This is a genomic window from Pseudomonas sp. S30 (assembly GCF_016518545.1).
Lineage (GTDB): Bacteria > Pseudomonadota > Gammaproteobacteria > Pseudomonadales > Pseudomonadaceae > Aquipseudomonas.
Window position 1 is genome coordinate 28,351 of record NZ_JACVTO010000005.1, and the last position, 14,458, is coordinate 42,808.

14 protein-coding genes are annotated in these 14,458 nt (G+C 61.5%); 11 read left to right on the forward strand and 3 right to left on the reverse strand.

The window, feature by feature from the left end:
- The first annotated feature begins 161 nt into the window (after positions 1-161).
- Positions 162-1,712: a sensor histidine kinase gene (locus tag IAE34_RS07310; protein WP_200138207.1), complete on the forward strand. Its 1,551-nt coding sequence runs from the start codon at positions 162-164 to the stop codon at positions 1,710-1,712.
- A 45-nt stretch (positions 1,713-1,757) separates the two neighbouring features.
- On the opposite strand, the gene IAE34_RS07315 is transcribed toward IAE34_RS07310, so the two are convergent.
- Both IAE34_RS07315 and IAE34_RS07320 read right to left on the reverse strand, forming a co-directional pair.
- Positions 1,758-2,057 carry a hypothetical protein gene (locus IAE34_RS07315; protein WP_200138208.1) on the reverse strand — a complete coding sequence of 100 codons (300 nt, stop codon included), beginning with the start codon at positions 2,055-2,057 and terminating at the stop codon, positions 1,758-1,760.
- Positions 2,058-2,285: a hypothetical protein gene (locus tag IAE34_RS07320; protein WP_200138209.1), complete on the reverse strand. Its 228-nt coding sequence runs from the start codon at positions 2,283-2,285 to the stop codon at positions 2,058-2,060.
- A gap of 355 nt (positions 2,286-2,640) precedes the next feature.
- On the opposite strand from IAE34_RS07320, the gene speD reads away from it, so the two are divergent.
- The 6 genes from speD to IAE34_RS07350 are packed head-to-tail and all read left to right on the forward strand — an operon-like array spanning position 2,641 to position 7,828.
- Positions 2,641-3,126 (forward strand): adenosylmethionine decarboxylase, encoded by a 486-nt coding sequence (gene speD, locus IAE34_RS07325; protein ID WP_200138210.1) that lies wholly within the window; start codon positions 2,641-2,643, stop codon positions 3,124-3,126.
- Positions 3,123-4,250: a fused MFS/spermidine synthase gene (locus tag IAE34_RS07330; RefSeq protein ID WP_200138211.1), complete on the forward strand. Its 1,128-nt coding sequence runs from the start codon at positions 3,123-3,125 to the stop codon at positions 4,248-4,250. The genes speD and IAE34_RS07330 overlap by 4 nt, the downstream gene beginning before the upstream one ends.
- Before the next feature lies 1 nt (position 4,251).
- The gene (locus IAE34_RS07335) at positions 4,252-5,115 is read left to right on the forward strand and encodes a hypothetical protein (RefSeq protein WP_200138212.1); all 864 of its coding nucleotides are present in this window, start codon (positions 4,252-4,254) and stop codon (positions 5,113-5,115) included.
- A gap of 16 nt (positions 5,116-5,131) precedes the next feature.
- Complete coding sequence (locus tag IAE34_RS07340) at positions 5,132-5,803, forward strand: response regulator transcription factor (RefSeq protein ID WP_200138213.1); 672 nt, start codon at positions 5,132-5,134, stop codon at positions 5,801-5,803.
- 2 nt (positions 5,804-5,805) lie between these two features.
- Entirely contained in the window at positions 5,806-7,224 is a 1,419-nt protein-coding gene (locus tag IAE34_RS07345; protein ID WP_233631005.1) for an ATP-binding protein, read from the forward strand.
- Positions 7,225-7,246: 22 nt separating this feature from the next.
- The gene (locus IAE34_RS07350; protein WP_200138214.1) at positions 7,247-7,828 is read left to right on the forward strand and encodes a 5'-methylthioadenosine/S-adenosylhomocysteine nucleosidase family protein; all 582 of its coding nucleotides are present in this window, start codon (positions 7,247-7,249) and stop codon (positions 7,826-7,828) included.
- A 7-nt stretch (positions 7,829-7,835) separates the two neighbouring features.
- Here IAE34_RS07350 and umuC read toward each other — a convergent pair whose 3' ends face one another.
- Positions 7,836-9,107: a translesion error-prone DNA polymerase V subunit UmuC gene (gene umuC / locus IAE34_RS07355; RefSeq protein ID WP_200138425.1), complete on the reverse strand. Its 1,272-nt coding sequence runs from the start codon at positions 9,105-9,107 to the stop codon at positions 7,836-7,838.
- A gap of 80 nt (positions 9,108-9,187) precedes the next feature.
- Between umuC and IAE34_RS07360 the strand changes: the two genes are divergently transcribed.
- The 4 genes from IAE34_RS07360 to IAE34_RS07375 are packed head-to-tail and all read left to right on the forward strand — an operon-like array spanning position 9,188 to position 14,305.
- Positions 9,188-10,333, forward strand: coding sequence for a tyrosine-type recombinase/integrase (locus IAE34_RS07360; RefSeq protein WP_200138215.1), 1,146 nt, complete (start codon positions 9,188-9,190; stop codon positions 10,331-10,333).
- Positions 10,333-12,009, forward strand: a complete 1,677-nt coding sequence (locus tag IAE34_RS07365) for a hypothetical protein (RefSeq protein ID WP_200138216.1) — start codon at positions 10,333-10,335, stop codon at positions 12,007-12,009. The genes IAE34_RS07360 and IAE34_RS07365 overlap by 1 nt, the downstream gene beginning before the upstream one ends.
- The gene (locus IAE34_RS07370; RefSeq protein WP_200138217.1) at positions 12,006-13,895 is read left to right on the forward strand and encodes an integrase; all 1,890 of its coding nucleotides are present in this window, start codon (positions 12,006-12,008) and stop codon (positions 13,893-13,895) included. Before IAE34_RS07365 ends, IAE34_RS07370 begins: the two co-directional genes overlap by 4 nt.
- Positions 13,892-14,305, forward strand: coding sequence for a TetR family transcriptional regulator (locus IAE34_RS07375; RefSeq protein ID WP_200138218.1), 414 nt, complete (start codon positions 13,892-13,894; stop codon positions 14,303-14,305). Before IAE34_RS07370 ends, IAE34_RS07375 begins: the two co-directional genes overlap by 4 nt.
- Positions 14,306-14,458: the final 153 nt, after the last annotated feature.

A 14,458-nucleotide genomic window follows, 5' to 3' on the forward strand; every position in this document is an offset into this window, starting at 1 on the left:
TGCCTGAGACCCAGCAGAAGAGCATAAGCACACAACTAGTGCTCGCCCGACGATGCGTGTAGATTGCGCCATGTTTTAGCCATCTGCCTGTAAGCCTGGCAACACCGCGATGGCGACTATCGCCACCAGTTGACCGACCTATCTCATGCCGGACGTAACCTATGCCTCACTTGTCGCCTGACGAAATCGTACGTGCCGCGCTGCAGATTTCGCATACCCGGTTGCGCAGACAACATGAACTGGTCGTCGGCTTCGCCGTGGACTCGCTCGGCTTCACCCACCTCGATGAGCTGCTGACGCAAGCCTGCGCCATCGCCGCCGCAGGCATGCACACCCCCTACGCCAAGATTCTCCAGCCCAGTGACGACCCCGCGGTCTTGCGGCTGACCCACGGCGTGGGCTGGGCGCCCGCCGACATCGGTAGCGCCACGGTCGGAGGTGATGAGGCCAGCCCCGCAGGCTACGCCTTCACCACCAGCCGACCGGTGATTTCCAATCACCTGGGCCAGGAGCTGAGGTTCAGGACCCCTGCCCTGCTGCACCAGTACGGCATCGAGCGGGCCGTCAACGTACCGATACGCGGCACCGCTGGTACCTTCGGCGTACTGGAAGCGGACAGCCGCGACGGCGATGATTTCATCGAAAGCGACGTGGTGTTTCTCGAAGGCCTGGCGAACATCATCTCGCTGACCGTCGAGCGCCTGGCCGCCAAAGAAGAGGCCGACACGCCCCACACTTATTCCGAAAGTGTGCTCAACGCCAGCCCCGACTGCGTGAAGATCCTCTCGCGCAGCGGCGAGGTGGAGTTTTTCAACGAGGCCGGACTGTGCCGCATGCAGATCCCCAGCCTCACAGACATCGCTGGCAAGCACTGGGTCGAGCTGTGGCCCGAGAGCTCAAAGCCGGTGATCGAAGACGCCCTGGTGCGGGTCAACCGGGGTGAATCGGTGCGTTTCGAGTCCTTCTGCCCGACCGCCCAGAACGAGCCCAGGTGGTGGGACGTCACGGCAGCACCAGTGCTCGACCGGCAGGGCGAGATCGACAAGATCATCGCCGTCTCGCGGGACATCACCGATCGCCATGAGCAGGAAGTGCGCTTCGCCGAACTGATCGAAACTCAGAACACCAAACTCACCGAGAGCGGCCTGCACGTGGCCGAGACCCACCACCGGGTGAAGAACAGCCTGCACCTGGTCAACAGCCTGTTACTGCTGCAGGCCAACCTGGCCGTCGAGGAAGCCGTGCAGACCCAGTTGCAGATCGCCGCCAATCGGGTGATGACCATCGCCAACGTCCACGAGCATCTCTATCAGGACGCTCACTGCGAAGCCATGAGCGCGCCGGACTACCTGCGCTCGTTGCTCAGTGACATCAGGAAGGCATTCGGCGAGCCGGATATCGAATGGCTGGTCGACCCCTTCGTCCTGCCGCCGGAACGCATGGCACCATTGGGTCTGGTGGTCTCGGAGCTGGTCACCAACGCCCTGAAATACGGGCGCGGCAAGATCACCGTGAGGATCGAGCGCGACGGTGCCGATGCGCGGGTCACCGTCACCGATGAAGGCACCGGATTTCCCGAGTCCTACCCGAAGCCGAGCGGCACCGGCTTGGGCATGCGCCTGGTGAAAAGCTACTCGGGGTACGGAGACCAGGCGATCACCCTGGATCGCTCGCGCGGCCTGAGCAGCATCCAGGTACGTTTCAGGCTCTGACAGGTACGGGGTCGGCGCAGGCGCTCGAACGCTTCCCGCCAAGGTTCAAACGCTCGTGCCGAACCAGATCCCGTAGAACATCAGGACACTGCCCAGCGCTGCCAGGCAGCGGACGAACACCCACAGGCCGGCGCCATACCTGACGCCCAGGCCGCGAAGCCTGGCGGCGTTCTCGGGCGTGTTGTGTCGCTCATGAAAATTCATGATCGCGTCGAACACTACGCGCAGCGCCACTACGAACAACTTCGCCATCAATAACGCCATGAGCGAGGCCGGCACCAGCAGTGTCAACGCTCGCGCCGTCTGGCGGTCTATGAGGGACGACGACTTCGCCAGCAGCGCCACTCACAGCGCCAAGAGGAAGGCACCCGCCAGCACCGCCAGGCATTGCAGACCGAATCTTCGCCATTGGCGTTTTCCAAACCGGTCCGTACACGCAAAGAGATACATCAGTGTCGATACGACGCACAACATGAATCCCGCCCACTTCATTGACTTGAAGGTCCCAGGGAAGCAAATTTCATCAGCATCGCCCTTCTTCAGCCAATCGTATTCAAACAGTCGCGCTTTCATCAACTTACTTATTGACGAGGGTTCCGGACAATATCGACAGGCCGACGCCGCTCTCTGCGTGGACCGCGTTGAGTGCCAAACCATCGACACCCGATGGACATATGCCGCCAGTCATTTCGCCAAGCGCCGCACCTCGATCACGTTAAATAATACCCGCTCCAGCCACAACTAACCCACCCTATCTCCAACCCGCACGAGCCGCGCCTCGCCGCCATGGCGCAGATCAGCTCGACACCTGCAAAGCCCTGCCCATCAAGGCTTAAACTATTTTTCATGCCGACCTTAAGCATCCCTTAAGAAACCCCGCACTAAGATTCTCCCCGCACTCACACCCTACCTCGAATGGTAAACGTCCATGTTGAACGAACACTCAGAAATTCATTCGAACTCTGCGCTTGGAAAGCAACTGGTCATCGAACTTTACGACTGTAACGACGCGCGCTTCGACGATATCAAATGGATCGAAGACAGCATGTTGCAAGCCGCGCGTGAAGCCAGGGCTACCATCATAACTTCCACGTTCCACAAGTTCAGCCCGATCGGTATTTCCGGCGTGGTGGTGATCGCCGAGTCGCATCTGGCCATCCACACCTGGCCCGAGTTCAAATACGCCGCCATCGATGTGTTCACCTGCGGCGACGTCCTCGACGGTGCCCAGGCAGTACGCGTGCTGAGCGAGCGCCTGGGCAGCCAGCGGCACATCATCTCGAGCATGGACCGCGGCCTGGAAGGCCATCGGGTCGGCATGGTCAACCGCACCCTCAATGGCGCCGGCGCGATCAACGACGACAGCCCCACGCTGCGCTGGGCCATCGGCTCGGAGCTCGGGAGCGCACGATGAGCCAGTTCGCCGAACGCTCTGCGCCCCTCCAGGAGATCGACTCCACCCGCCAGGACGTCGACCTCAGGTACCTCGTGCCCGAACACGTGGCCTGCACCCTGCCCGCCCTGCCGCCAAATCACTTCTATTTCTATCCGCCCGATCCGGCCAAGGAAGGCGACAGCGCCATCACGGCGCTGGAAAACAGCGACCTGTTCGACAGCTACCTCTACGGCGTGCGCCGCGTGCTGCACCAGGGGCGCACGGCCTGGCAGAACGTGCTCATCGCCGACACCTACAACTATGGCCGCATTTTGATGATCGATGGTGCGATCCAGAGCGCGGCCAGCGACGAGTCGCTCTACCACGAATTGCTGGTGCAGCCGGCGATGCTCGCCCATGACGAACCGCGCGACGTGCTGATCATCGGCGGCGGCGAAGGCGCCACCCTGCGCGAAGTGCTGTCCCACGCCAGCGTGCGGCGCGCGGTGATGGTCGACCTGGACCAGGAACTGGTAGAGCTGTGTCGAACCCACCTGTTCCAGTGGCACCAGGGTGCCTTCGACGACCCTCGCTGCACATTGGTGGGCGCCGATGGCAGGGCCTATCTGGAGAACGACCCGTCGCTCTACGACGTGGTCATCATCGACGTGGTGGACATGCTCGACAACGGTCCGGCACAGGCCCTCTACACCCGTCAGTTCTACGAACTGCTGCACTCGCGCCTGCGTCCCGGTGGCGTGGTGGCCGTGCAAGGCCTGGAGTTCTCCCACAGCGACGACAAGCCTCATGCTGCACTGGCCCGTACGCTGCGCAGCGTGTTCAGCCAGGTCCACAGCTACCGCGCGGCAGTGCCTTCGTTCCTCGCCTCCTGGGGCTTCCTGCTCGCCTCGGACTGGGTCGATCCTGCCCAATGGCACGCGCACGAAGTGGACCGGCGCGTCGAGCGCAAGCTCGGCCCCCACTGGCTCGATCACCTCGATGGCGACTACCTCAAGGCCTGTTTCGTCATGGACAAGGAAACGCGTTTCCTGATGGCTCAGCCCGGTCCGCTGCTGGAAGATGGCGTGGCCTTCATCGCGCCGCCCGACATCGAGGAAATCGAGTTCGGCCCAACACAGTTGCCTGCATTGAAGGCCTACTGAAATGGTCGCTCCGCACGCCGAACAGGGGCGCGAGCCGACGCCCTCTGGCACCTGCATCCTGCATCGGGTGACCTTCACGCCCGGCGCAGCGCCGCGCGATCAGGCCGCACGTTGCCTGGTGCAGTTCGAGGACCCCCACCCGGCGTACGCAGTCCTGCTGGAGCGTTCCCCCCTGGCGCACATGCAGGCGCTCCCTGAAGACGTGGCCCGGGACGACCTGCTGATGGTATTCGCCAGCGCGGGGCTACAGACCAGCCACGCCTGGCGCCAGACCCTGGAAGCCTGGATCAGGGCCGACGACGATGTCGATCAGCCAACCCTGGAGACGATGTCGTTCGGCGAGCGCATACTGTGGCGACCAGGCCGGGCGCTGATCATCGGCAACCCCGAGCGCTGCGAGGAGCTGCTGGCCGGGATCGTCGCTTTCAGCTGGTACGAAGGCTGCCTGCGTGGCCTGGAAACGGACATCGCTGCATTCTGGTCCACGGCGGATGACGACATCGAGCTGACCCACATGCCCTGCAAGCGGCATCAGGCCCGGTCGAGCCACGTCGATGCCTGCGTGACGCGCACCACGCGCTGGCGCATGGCCTATACCCGTCTGGAAACCTGCCTGGAAAAAGCGCCCACGCGGCTCAGCAGTGCGGTGCGCAGGCTCTACAATGAACTGGCCATGCAGACCGACGTGCATGACCGGCTGGTCAGCCTCGACGACCGCATCGAAGTGCTGCAGGACCTGTACGAACTGGCCACGGACCGCCTCAGCGAGCACCGTCACGTCATCCAGGAGTTGCGGGTGGAATGGCTGATCGTGGCGCTGCTGCTGGTCGAAGCCGCCTTGAGTGTCTGGCAATGGTTAACGTAGCGAAGAAGGCTCGAGCATGCGCGTACTGCTAGTGGAAGATGACCTGCTGCTAGGTGATGGCATTCAATTGGGCCTGCGCCAGGAGGGTGACCAGGTCGAGTGGCTGACCGATGGGCTGCTGGCCAGGCAGGCGCTGGCCACCGATGAGTTCGACCTGGTGATTCTCGATATCGGCCTGCCGCGCTGCAGCGGCCTGGACGTGCTCCACGAGCTACGCAATCGCGGCTCCAAGGTGCCGGTCCTGTTGCTCACGGCCCGGGACGAAGTGGCCGATCGAGTGAGGGGCCTGGACTACGGTGCTGACGACTACCTGACCAAGCCATTCGACTTCGACGAGCTGCTGGCCAGAGTCCGTGCCCTGGCCCGCCGCTCACTGGGCCGCGCGATGCCACAGCTGGTGCATGGTGGCCTGCGCCTGGATCCGTCCACCCACACGGTGACCCTGGGCGACGACCTGATCAACCTCGCCCCACGCGAGTACGCCCTGCTGCGCCTGCTGCTGGAAAACAAGGGCAAGGTGCTGTCGCGCACCCAGCTGGAAAGCAGGCTCTATGGCTGGAGCGGCGATGTCGAAAGCAACGCCATCGAGGTTCATGTGCACCATGTCCGGCGCAAGATCGACAACAGGTTGATCCGCACCGTCAGGGGCCTGGGCTACACCATCGCGGACGAACCAGCAGGTCTCTAGGCATGCCCCTCACCCGACTTCGACACTCGCTCCTGGGCGAGCCCGCGCGCCCCTCGGTGCGCCGCCTGCTGCTGATGTGGCTGCTTGGCAGCTTCATCGTGACCTGGCTCATGGCCGTGGTGCTCACCTACTACCTGTCTCTCATGAAAGTCGAGAAATTCTTCGACGAAGACATGCTCGACTTCGGCGACGCCGCGCTCAACATCCTCAACATCGCCGTCGCCAGCCAGGACCTCGGCAGCCCTGGCGCGACCATGACGCAAAGCATCGAAAACAGCCGCGAGGCCATCAAGGGACTGCCTCTGGTGCACCGAGACGGCGTACTCGCCTACACCGTCTGGTTCCGGGGCGAGCCCGTCTTGTCGAGCGCCAAGACCCCATCGGGATTCACCGCCGCCGAAAATGGATTCAGCACCATCGAAAGCGCGGACGCCAACTGGCGAGTCCTGAAACTCGCCGAGGGCGACGTCCAGGTGTGGGTCGGGGAAAACATCAGCTATCGACGACGTGCCATCAACAGCCTGGTGAGTTACTCGCTGTTCCCGCTGCTGCCTGCCTTTCTCCTGCTCGCCACGATGATCTGGTTCAGCGTCTCGCGCGGGCTATCCCCGCTCCAGGCCTTGCAGGCCGAAGTACACAAGCGCTCGGGGCGCAATCTGGAGCCGATCGCGTTGACGAAGGTACCGTTGGAAGTGCACGGGCTGGTCAGCGAACTCAATTTCCTGCTCGAACGCCTGCGCAGTGCGCTGGAGGCAGAACGTCGGCTCACGGGCGACGCCGCCCACGAGATCCGCACCCCACTGGCCGCCCTGCGCACCCACGTACAGGTCATGCTGCGTTCTACCGACGCGCAATTCCAGGCCCACGGCATGCAGCAGGTCAACCGCAGCGTCACGCGCATCACCACGCTGATGGAACAGATTCTGCTGCTGGCACGGCTGGACAGCGATGCGCTGATCGAGGAGTGCTATCCAATCGACTTGTCGAGCGTGGCCGAGGCGGTGGTAGCGGAGTTGTCGCTGCCGGCCTTCGACAAAGGCATCAGCCTCTCGCTGGAGCAGGCGCCCACCAGAATCATCGGCATCGAGCTGTGGCTGAAAATACTGCTGAGGAATCTGATCGGCAATGCAATACGCTATACGCCCCAAGGCGGGCATATCAGGGTACGAATAGAGGATCACCCGCAGCACGCGGTGATCTCGGTGCAGGACGACGGACCGGGGATCACCGCGCAGGAAGAAGGCGTGATTTTCAAGCGCTTCTATCGCGGCAGCGCTGCCTCCAGCGATGGCCAGGGCAGCGGCCTGGGTCTACCCATCGTGAAGCGGATCGTCGAAGTGCACAGGGGCGCGATCAGGCTCGCGCAGGGTTTGCACGAACGCGGCCTCGGCGTGAGCGTTTCTCTACCGAAAAGACTTTGAAACCGCACAGGAATGCTTGCGCATGATTCACATCGACGAACACACCCAGGTGGCCTTGGCCGATACGCTTTTCGTCTTCGCCCTCGAGGCCGAGGCCGGCGATGGCTTCAGCCATGTCGACACGCTGTTCACCGGCATCGGCAAGATCAACGCCGCGATCGCCCTGGTCAGGGCGTTGCAGACGCGCAGACCCAAGCTCATCGTCAACCTGGGCTCGGCCGGCAGCCCTCGGCATGGCAGAGGCGCGCTGGTGTGCTGCACGCAGTTCCTGCAACGGGACATGGACGTGACGCCGCTGGGCTTCGCCCGCTACGAAACCCCCTTGGCCAATCGCCCGGTGCTGCTGGAGCATGGCCTTGCCCTGCCCGGCGTGCCGCTGGGCACCTGCGGAACCGGCGACAGTTTCGAAATCAGCCACCACGATGCACCTTACGACGTGATCGACATGGAAGCCTATGTACTGGCATTGATCGCCCAGGACGAGGGCATCCCGTTCCTCTGCCTGAAGTACATTTCCGACGATGCCGGCAGCGACGCTGCGCAGGACTGGTCGGTCCAGGTGCATCGCGCGTCCGAGGCGTTCGCCAAGGTACTGTTCAGGTAGCGACCGCTCATGCCCGCACCACCCACAGCTGATCGATGCGGGTCGTGTACGACTGGCTCAGCAGCTCCCGACGCATCGCCCAATCGGGGTTCAGCGGTACATTGCCCGACCTCATGGTGCCCCGCCCATACCGGCCATTGATCTGGTCCATGACCGTCATCAAGCGGTCGCTCTGAGGCGATTGCGAGGTGGCGAACAGGTCGTCCGAAGACTGTCCCGGCTGGCGCAGGTCGAGCAGCAGGACTTCGGCCTTGCTGTACCGGTAGCCCTCGCGGAACACGCGTTCCAGCGCACGGGTGGCGGCGCGGGTGATCAGCAGCGTGTCGTTGGTGGGATATGGCAGTTCCACCAGTGCGCCCTGGGCGTGGTGCCGTTCGGCAGGGTTGAACATGCCGGTGCGAATGCTCACCCGCAGCTGCTTGCACAGCGAGCCTTGCGTGCGCAGCTTTTCAGCCGCACGCCCGGCATAGGTGGCCACCGCCTGCCTGATCGGCGCCAGCTCGCTGAGCCGGTCGCCGAACATCCGACTGCAGCAGATTTCCTGCTTGGGCGCCTGCGCCTCCTCCAGCGCCAGGCAGGGCGTGCCGGCCAGTTCCCGTGCGGTCTTTTCGAGCACCACGCTGAACGTGTCGCGCAACATGCGCGGCTCGGCTCTGGCCAGGTCCATGGCGGTACGAATGCCCATGGCATTCAACGGCGCGAGCAGTCGCCGCCCTACCCCCCAGACTTCCTTGACCGGGGTGTTGCGCAGCACCCAGTCACGCTCGAAATCCTGGGTGATGTCGATCACCCCACCGGTGCGTTCCAACAGCTGCTTGGCCATGTGATTGGCCAGCTTGGCGAGGGTCTTGGTACGCGCGATGCCGACCCCGACCGGTATGCCAGTGCGCTGCGCCACCATCGCCTGCAACGCTCGACCGAAAGCGGTCAGGTCTTCGCGGATGCCGGAGAGGTCGGCAAAACACTCGTCGATCGAATAGACCTCGACCGCCGGCACCCTCGACTCGATGATCGACATCACCCGCTCGCTCATGTCGCCGTAGAGCGCGTAGTTGGAAGAAAACGCCATGATGCCGTGCCGGCGCAGCCTTTCCCTGGCCTGGAAATAGGGCTCGCCCATCTTCACGTACGGCTTGGCATCGTAGGACCTGGCGATCACGCAGCCGTCGTTGTTGCTCAACACCACGATGGGGGTCCTGGCAAGGTCCGGTCGAAACACGCGCTCGCAGCTGGCGTAGAACGAGTTGTTCCGGGGCTTGCTAAAGGTTAGGAATGAAATACGCTCATAAACAATGATTTAAGAAAGATCTAAAACAGCTTGAGAAGCAATGGGGATAGGTCAAAGACGGAGGGAGGTAGATGGAGCTTGTGTGGGCTACCGAGGACTTGGTGATTGCCGGTCGTCCTTATCCAGGCTTTCCGATCCTGCTTTGGGACACGATGGACAGTTGCATCCCGGCCAATGAATTCTTTCGCCACTACCTGTTGCGTGGCGCTATTGGTTCACGAAAGTCATGGCCAAGCACAGGGCGTGCGCTATATGACTTTTTTAGTTTCCTCCAAGTGCATGACCTTGACTGGCGCGACGTGGAACGTGGCGAGGCCAAGAGTGTCGTAGGGGCGTACCGGGACTACTCCCTGATGGAGTGCAAGTTGACCTCATCAACAACACGTCAACGGCTGCACTATGTATGCAAGTTCTACGAGTATGCACAGCAGCAGAGATGGGTGAGCAGACTGCCGTTTGGCCATGAAGAACGAACGGTCAAACGCGTCCTCGGCTTCCTTGCCCACGTCGATACCAAAGGCGGCAAGGCCATGGTGAACGACATCATGCCGCGCAAGCATCGGACGCTGCCCAAGTTTCTGAGCATGGATGAGATCAAGGCGTTACTGGCTACGCAGGAAAATCCGCATCACCGAATGATCATTCGGCTCGGACTTCAGACTGGACTGCGTCGGGAGGAAATCGCCTCTTTCCCGCTTGCCTACATCTTCGATCCGGATAGCGCCGGTAGGCGCGAGCGCAACATCCGGATTCGCCTCGATCCATACGATGGCCATGGCATGCGCACCAAGGGCAGCAAACCGCGCGACATCTACATCAGTCGCCGCTTCCTGGCGGATTTGCATCGTTACGTAGTGCAGATTCGCGGTGAGCGGGCCTCATTGAGCCGTATCAAACATGAGCCGCTGTTCCTTAACCAGTTTGGTGAGCCCTACTCTGATGATGGCAAGCGCATCGCGCGTATCGTCCGGGAAACCGGCAAGCGAGCCGGTATCAGGGTCCATACCCACATGCTACGCCACACCTACGCCACCCATACCCTGGTCGCACTCCAGCGAAACCGCGCTGGGGTGGATCCGCTGGTGTTCGTGCAGCGGCAGCTTGGCCATAGCTCCATTCAGACGACGATGGTGTACCTGCACCTGGTCAACGAACTGGCCGACGACGCGGTGCTGGCCTACGACGATGAGTTGAATGCAGAGCTGGGAGCGGTCTAATGGGCAAACGCAAGGTATTCAATAGGACCGACCTTAGCGTCCCACATGTCGAGCATAGCCGCGATACGGCGGGTCGTGTTGTCGTTCTCCCGGAGGCGATTCCACCGGCCACTACTACAGTCACCTTCGAGCGCAATGCCACGCGCTCCCGGGGCATCGACTTCGCGCCTTGGTACGGCACGGGCATTGATCCGATCACTTATGCCTGCCAGCGGCAGATCGAACGCTTCCTGGCCCGGCAGGACGGCGGGCTCGAGGCCAGTTCCGTGGCGAGTATCTGTAAAGGTGGTTTACGTCACTTTCTCAACTACATTGAGCTGCGCGCAACCGCGCTCGGGCGCGTTCTGACCCTGGACGATATTAATCGCGCTGTAATTGACGGTTTTCTTGGCCACCTCGCTGGACTGGGCATCACCACCCTTAGCCAGAGGGGCCATTACACCAGCGCGAAGTCCGTCCTTCATGCGTTGGGCCAGCGTGGGCTTATTTCGTTAGTCTCCACGGGGGACGATGCGACTTTCCCACGAAATCCGTTTCCAAACAGTGGCAAGCATAAGGGCGAAAGGCCGCTGCCGAAGCGTCAGCGGCGGGCGTTCACCACCGCGCTCAGGCAAGCGGTCATGCCGATCTGGCGCGACGATATCCCAGTAACTGGCGAATTGTTGGCTAATGCCCTTCTGACTGTAGCACTGCACACCGGGCGGAACTCCACGCCACTGCTAGAGATGGAGCGCAATTGCCTGCGCGCCCATCCCAAGGACAACAGCGTATTCCTGGTCCTTTGGAAGCGCCGCGGCCACACCAGCCACAAGGTGGCGCTGCGCGCCGAGAATACGACTGCACATCTGTTGGAGTCCACGCCAACCGTCAAGACCAATGTCGAGCGCCTGATACGACGCATCCTTGCCCACAGCGAGCCGCTGTGCGCGGAGGCCCCGGACGACCTCAAGGATCGCGTGTGGCTGTATCGCGTGCATCGCGGCCCAGGCCCCGGCCGGGTCATTGCACTGACTGACGGGACGTTGATGCTGGCGATCAAGAAACTCGTGGCCGACCACGGGCTTACCGATATCGACGGCCAACCGCTGCGCATCAACATTTCTCGTCTCCGCAAAACGTTCGCCAACCGAATTTTCGAGTTACTAGGGGGCGACCTGGTGACTACGGCCATCGCGCTTGGCAACACGCCACAGGTGGCCGGGCGAAATTATTTGGCACCTAGCGGGGACGCGAGGCGCAACTGGAAATTTATGGGCGAGATACTTGTTCAAGAATTACTGACCCGCACCATCGGCGCGACCTACCAGACCACCCCGATGGGGCGCTGTGGCGACCCGATGAATGGTCAGTACGCACCGAAACGTGAAGGGGCAGCGTGTTTTTCGTTCCTCAACTGTCTGCGCTGCAAGCATTACGCAGTGACAGAGGAAGATCTGCACCGCCTATTCAGCTTCTACTTCCGTGTATTCACGGAGCGCACACGCATAGACAAGCGGCGTTGGGCACAGGAATACGCGCACATTCCTCGATTGATTGACGACTACATTGTAGCCGAGGGGCTGCGGCGCGGGACTTTCAAGCCGGCGGCCGTCGAAGCCGCCCGCGAGCGTGCGCGCTGCGAGCCGCACCCGTTCTGGTCGTCCGATGTGGTGGAAAAGCTGGAGATCTTTGCATGAGTGGCAACAACCTAGTCACGCTATCTTGGGCGAACATCGAGTCCCAGCCGGGGGAAATATGCGAGTTACCCGAGAGCGATCGCGACGCACTCATCGTCAGCGCCATCCAGGTCGAGGGGCACTGGGTCATCCTCAGCCGCTACGGCGACGATATTTGGCAGTTGGACGGCTTTACCAACAACGTGCCAGACAACTTGCGGCGCCAGGACTTCAGCCGTGTGCCTTGTGCGTTTAAGGACGTGATGAAGGCCCTGCTGTACCGCTACCTGCGGCGCGGCCGCGCGGGGCAGAAGCGCCCCAAAGCGAGCACTTTGCGAAATTTTTTTGAGAATGCGCTGCCCTTCCTACGGTATCTAAACGCGCTCAAGCTCAATCACTTCGGCGCGGTGACACCCATTGTCTGCGCGAACTACGTTGCCGAGTGTCGGGCGTACAAGCAGACGAGCCGGAGCAAGGGTAAGCCGCTGTCTCAGAGCGCCCTTGAGCGCCGCTTCATGGCAGTTGAGGCGCTTCAAGAATTGAGCCAGTACACCCACGATCCGATCCCTCTGCATCCCTGGCCTGATACTTCCGCGAATGCGCTGGCCCGCAGCGGTACGGCCCGTAGACAGGGCGGCAAAACACCACTGATGTCGGATGAGGCGTTCTGCGCCCTGTTCGAGAGAGCCTATCAACAGGTTCAGCACGGCAAGGCGCTACTCGATTTACGCGATGCCCTCAGCGCCATCGCAGCACAACGGAGAAGACAGGTTACCAGAACAGTCATAGAGGCTAAAAACCGCCACCTCGCCACTTTGGGCTGGGATGGCGGCTTGGGGGCATTTAATCAGGCGATCCTTGATTTACGGACTGCCTGCTACATCGTGTTGGCCAGCACCTCCGGTTGCCGCAACCACGAACTGGCCAACGTCCAGTCGGGCGCGCACCACTGCACCGAGGACGACGAAGGAATGATCTATCACTGGATGCGTTCAAGGTCGGATAAGACCGACACTGGTGTACACGACTGGATGATCCCCGAAGTCGCCGTACGCGTGTTGCGCCTGATGGAGCGTTGGGCCGAGCCATATCAAGCTATGATCGCCACCGAGATTGCCGAGCGGAGAAGGGTCAATCTGCGCGACCCAGAAATCGCCACGGCGCGTAAGCATCACCATGCACTCTTTCTCGGGGTGTGCCCTGCAAAGGGCAATTTAGTTCGCACCCTGTCGGGCATTACATGGAACCATGCCCTCAAGGCGTTCACGCAGAGCTGTGGGCTGGACTGGAACCTCGCCAGCCATCAATTTCGCCGCAAATTCGCCAACTACGCAGCGCACAGCCAATTTGGCGACTTGCGCTATCTGCGCGAGCACTTCGCACACTGGTCCATGGACATGACGCTGGGCTACGCGATGGATGAGGACTGGGGTGAGCACCTCGACATCGAGTTGTACAGCGACATCCAGGCAGAACTCGAAGACATCAAGTTCGGCGTCGTTGACACTTGGATGGGGGACGAACCGCTGGCGGGAGGCTACGGTCGCTCAATCAAACGCTGGCAGCGCGATCCGGCGAGCCTCGCCATCTTTAAGAGTCATGCATCGATGGTGACCTCAATTTCCGAGAGCACCGCGATCCGCAGCAATGGCCATGCCTGGTGTACCGCGAGCGACGACCGTTGCATCGGCAACACATTAGAGCGGACTCGCTGCGGCGACTGCCATAACGCGGTGATTGGGCGCGGCCATATTGGCATATACCAACGTCTCTACGACAACCTGAAAGGGTTGCTGGATTGCAGCGACCTCGGTGACGGTGGCCGCCAGCGCATCTTGCGCGACCTAGAGCGCTGCCGTGACGTCCTCGTGCAACTTGGATACGACCCGGAGATAAACCTAACATGACGACCAAACGCAAGCCCTCGGACGCCCGCGAGCGGGATTTGCGACTCGCGCTCGCCCGCATCCAGCGTGGTCGAGCACATACCGGAGAATCCAAGGTCACTATCGCCTCTGTGGCGCGCGAGGCTGGCGTTTCGACGGCGCTGATTCACAACCACTACCCCATAATCGCTGAGGCGATCCGCGATGCTCAAGGGCGTTCCAGTCGCGCCCAACGCGATGTGAAACACCAGGATCTCTGTGCGGAGCGTGAGAAGAATCGCGCGCTTCGCCAGGAGATAGAGGGACTGCGCGCCAAGGTAGCCAGCCTTGCCTCCATCAACGAGGTTTTGCTAGCCGAGAACCGACTTCTAAAGGCAAAGCAGAGCGACTCCAAGGTGATCGACCTGCCCCCCGTGCATATTCTGACGTAATCTCGAGAGCAGTCGCCCACTGATAATGCTCCCATGGCACTGCCAGTTATGCGCTTTCCGCCGAATCAGATGGCGTTGAGGTTTTCTAAGTGAAGAAACGAGCGTACAAGGCAAGCGTTTGGCATGTAAAATCCCTCCAGCAGATCGATTAAT

Coding starts and splice junctions, on each gene's coding strand:
- IAE34_RS07310 (WP_200138207.1), top strand. CDS start 162: ATGCCTCACTTGTCGCCTGACGAAATCGTACGTGCCGCGCTGCAGATT.
- IAE34_RS07320 (WP_200138209.1), bottom strand. CDS start 2,285: ATGAAAGCGCGACTGTTTGAATACGATTGGCTGAAGAAGGGCGATGCT.
- speD (WP_200138210.1), top strand. CDS start 2,641: ATGTTGAACGAACACTCAGAAATTCATTCGAACTCTGCGCTTGGAAAG.
- IAE34_RS07330 (WP_200138211.1), top strand. CDS start 3,123: ATGAGCCAGTTCGCCGAACGCTCTGCGCCCCTCCAGGAGATCGACTCC.
- IAE34_RS07335 (WP_200138212.1), top strand. CDS start 4,252: ATGGTCGCTCCGCACGCCGAACAGGGGCGCGAGCCGACGCCCTCTGGC.
- IAE34_RS07340 (WP_200138213.1), top strand. CDS start 5,132: ATGCGCGTACTGCTAGTGGAAGATGACCTGCTGCTAGGTGATGGCATT.
- IAE34_RS07345 (WP_233631005.1), top strand. CDS start 5,806: ATGCCCCTCACCCGACTTCGACACTCGCTCCTGGGCGAGCCCGCGCGC.
- IAE34_RS07350 (WP_200138214.1), top strand. CDS start 7,247: ATGATTCACATCGACGAACACACCCAGGTGGCCTTGGCCGATACGCTT.
- IAE34_RS07360 (WP_200138215.1), top strand. CDS start 9,188: ATGGAGCTTGTGTGGGCTACCGAGGACTTGGTGATTGCCGGTCGTCCT.
- IAE34_RS07365 (WP_200138216.1), top strand. CDS start 10,333: ATGGGCAAACGCAAGGTATTCAATAGGACCGACCTTAGCGTCCCACAT.
- IAE34_RS07370 (WP_200138217.1), top strand. CDS start 12,006: ATGAGTGGCAACAACCTAGTCACGCTATCTTGGGCGAACATCGAGTCC.
- IAE34_RS07375 (WP_200138218.1), top strand. CDS start 13,892: ATGACGACCAAACGCAAGCCCTCGGACGCCCGCGAGCGGGATTTGCGA.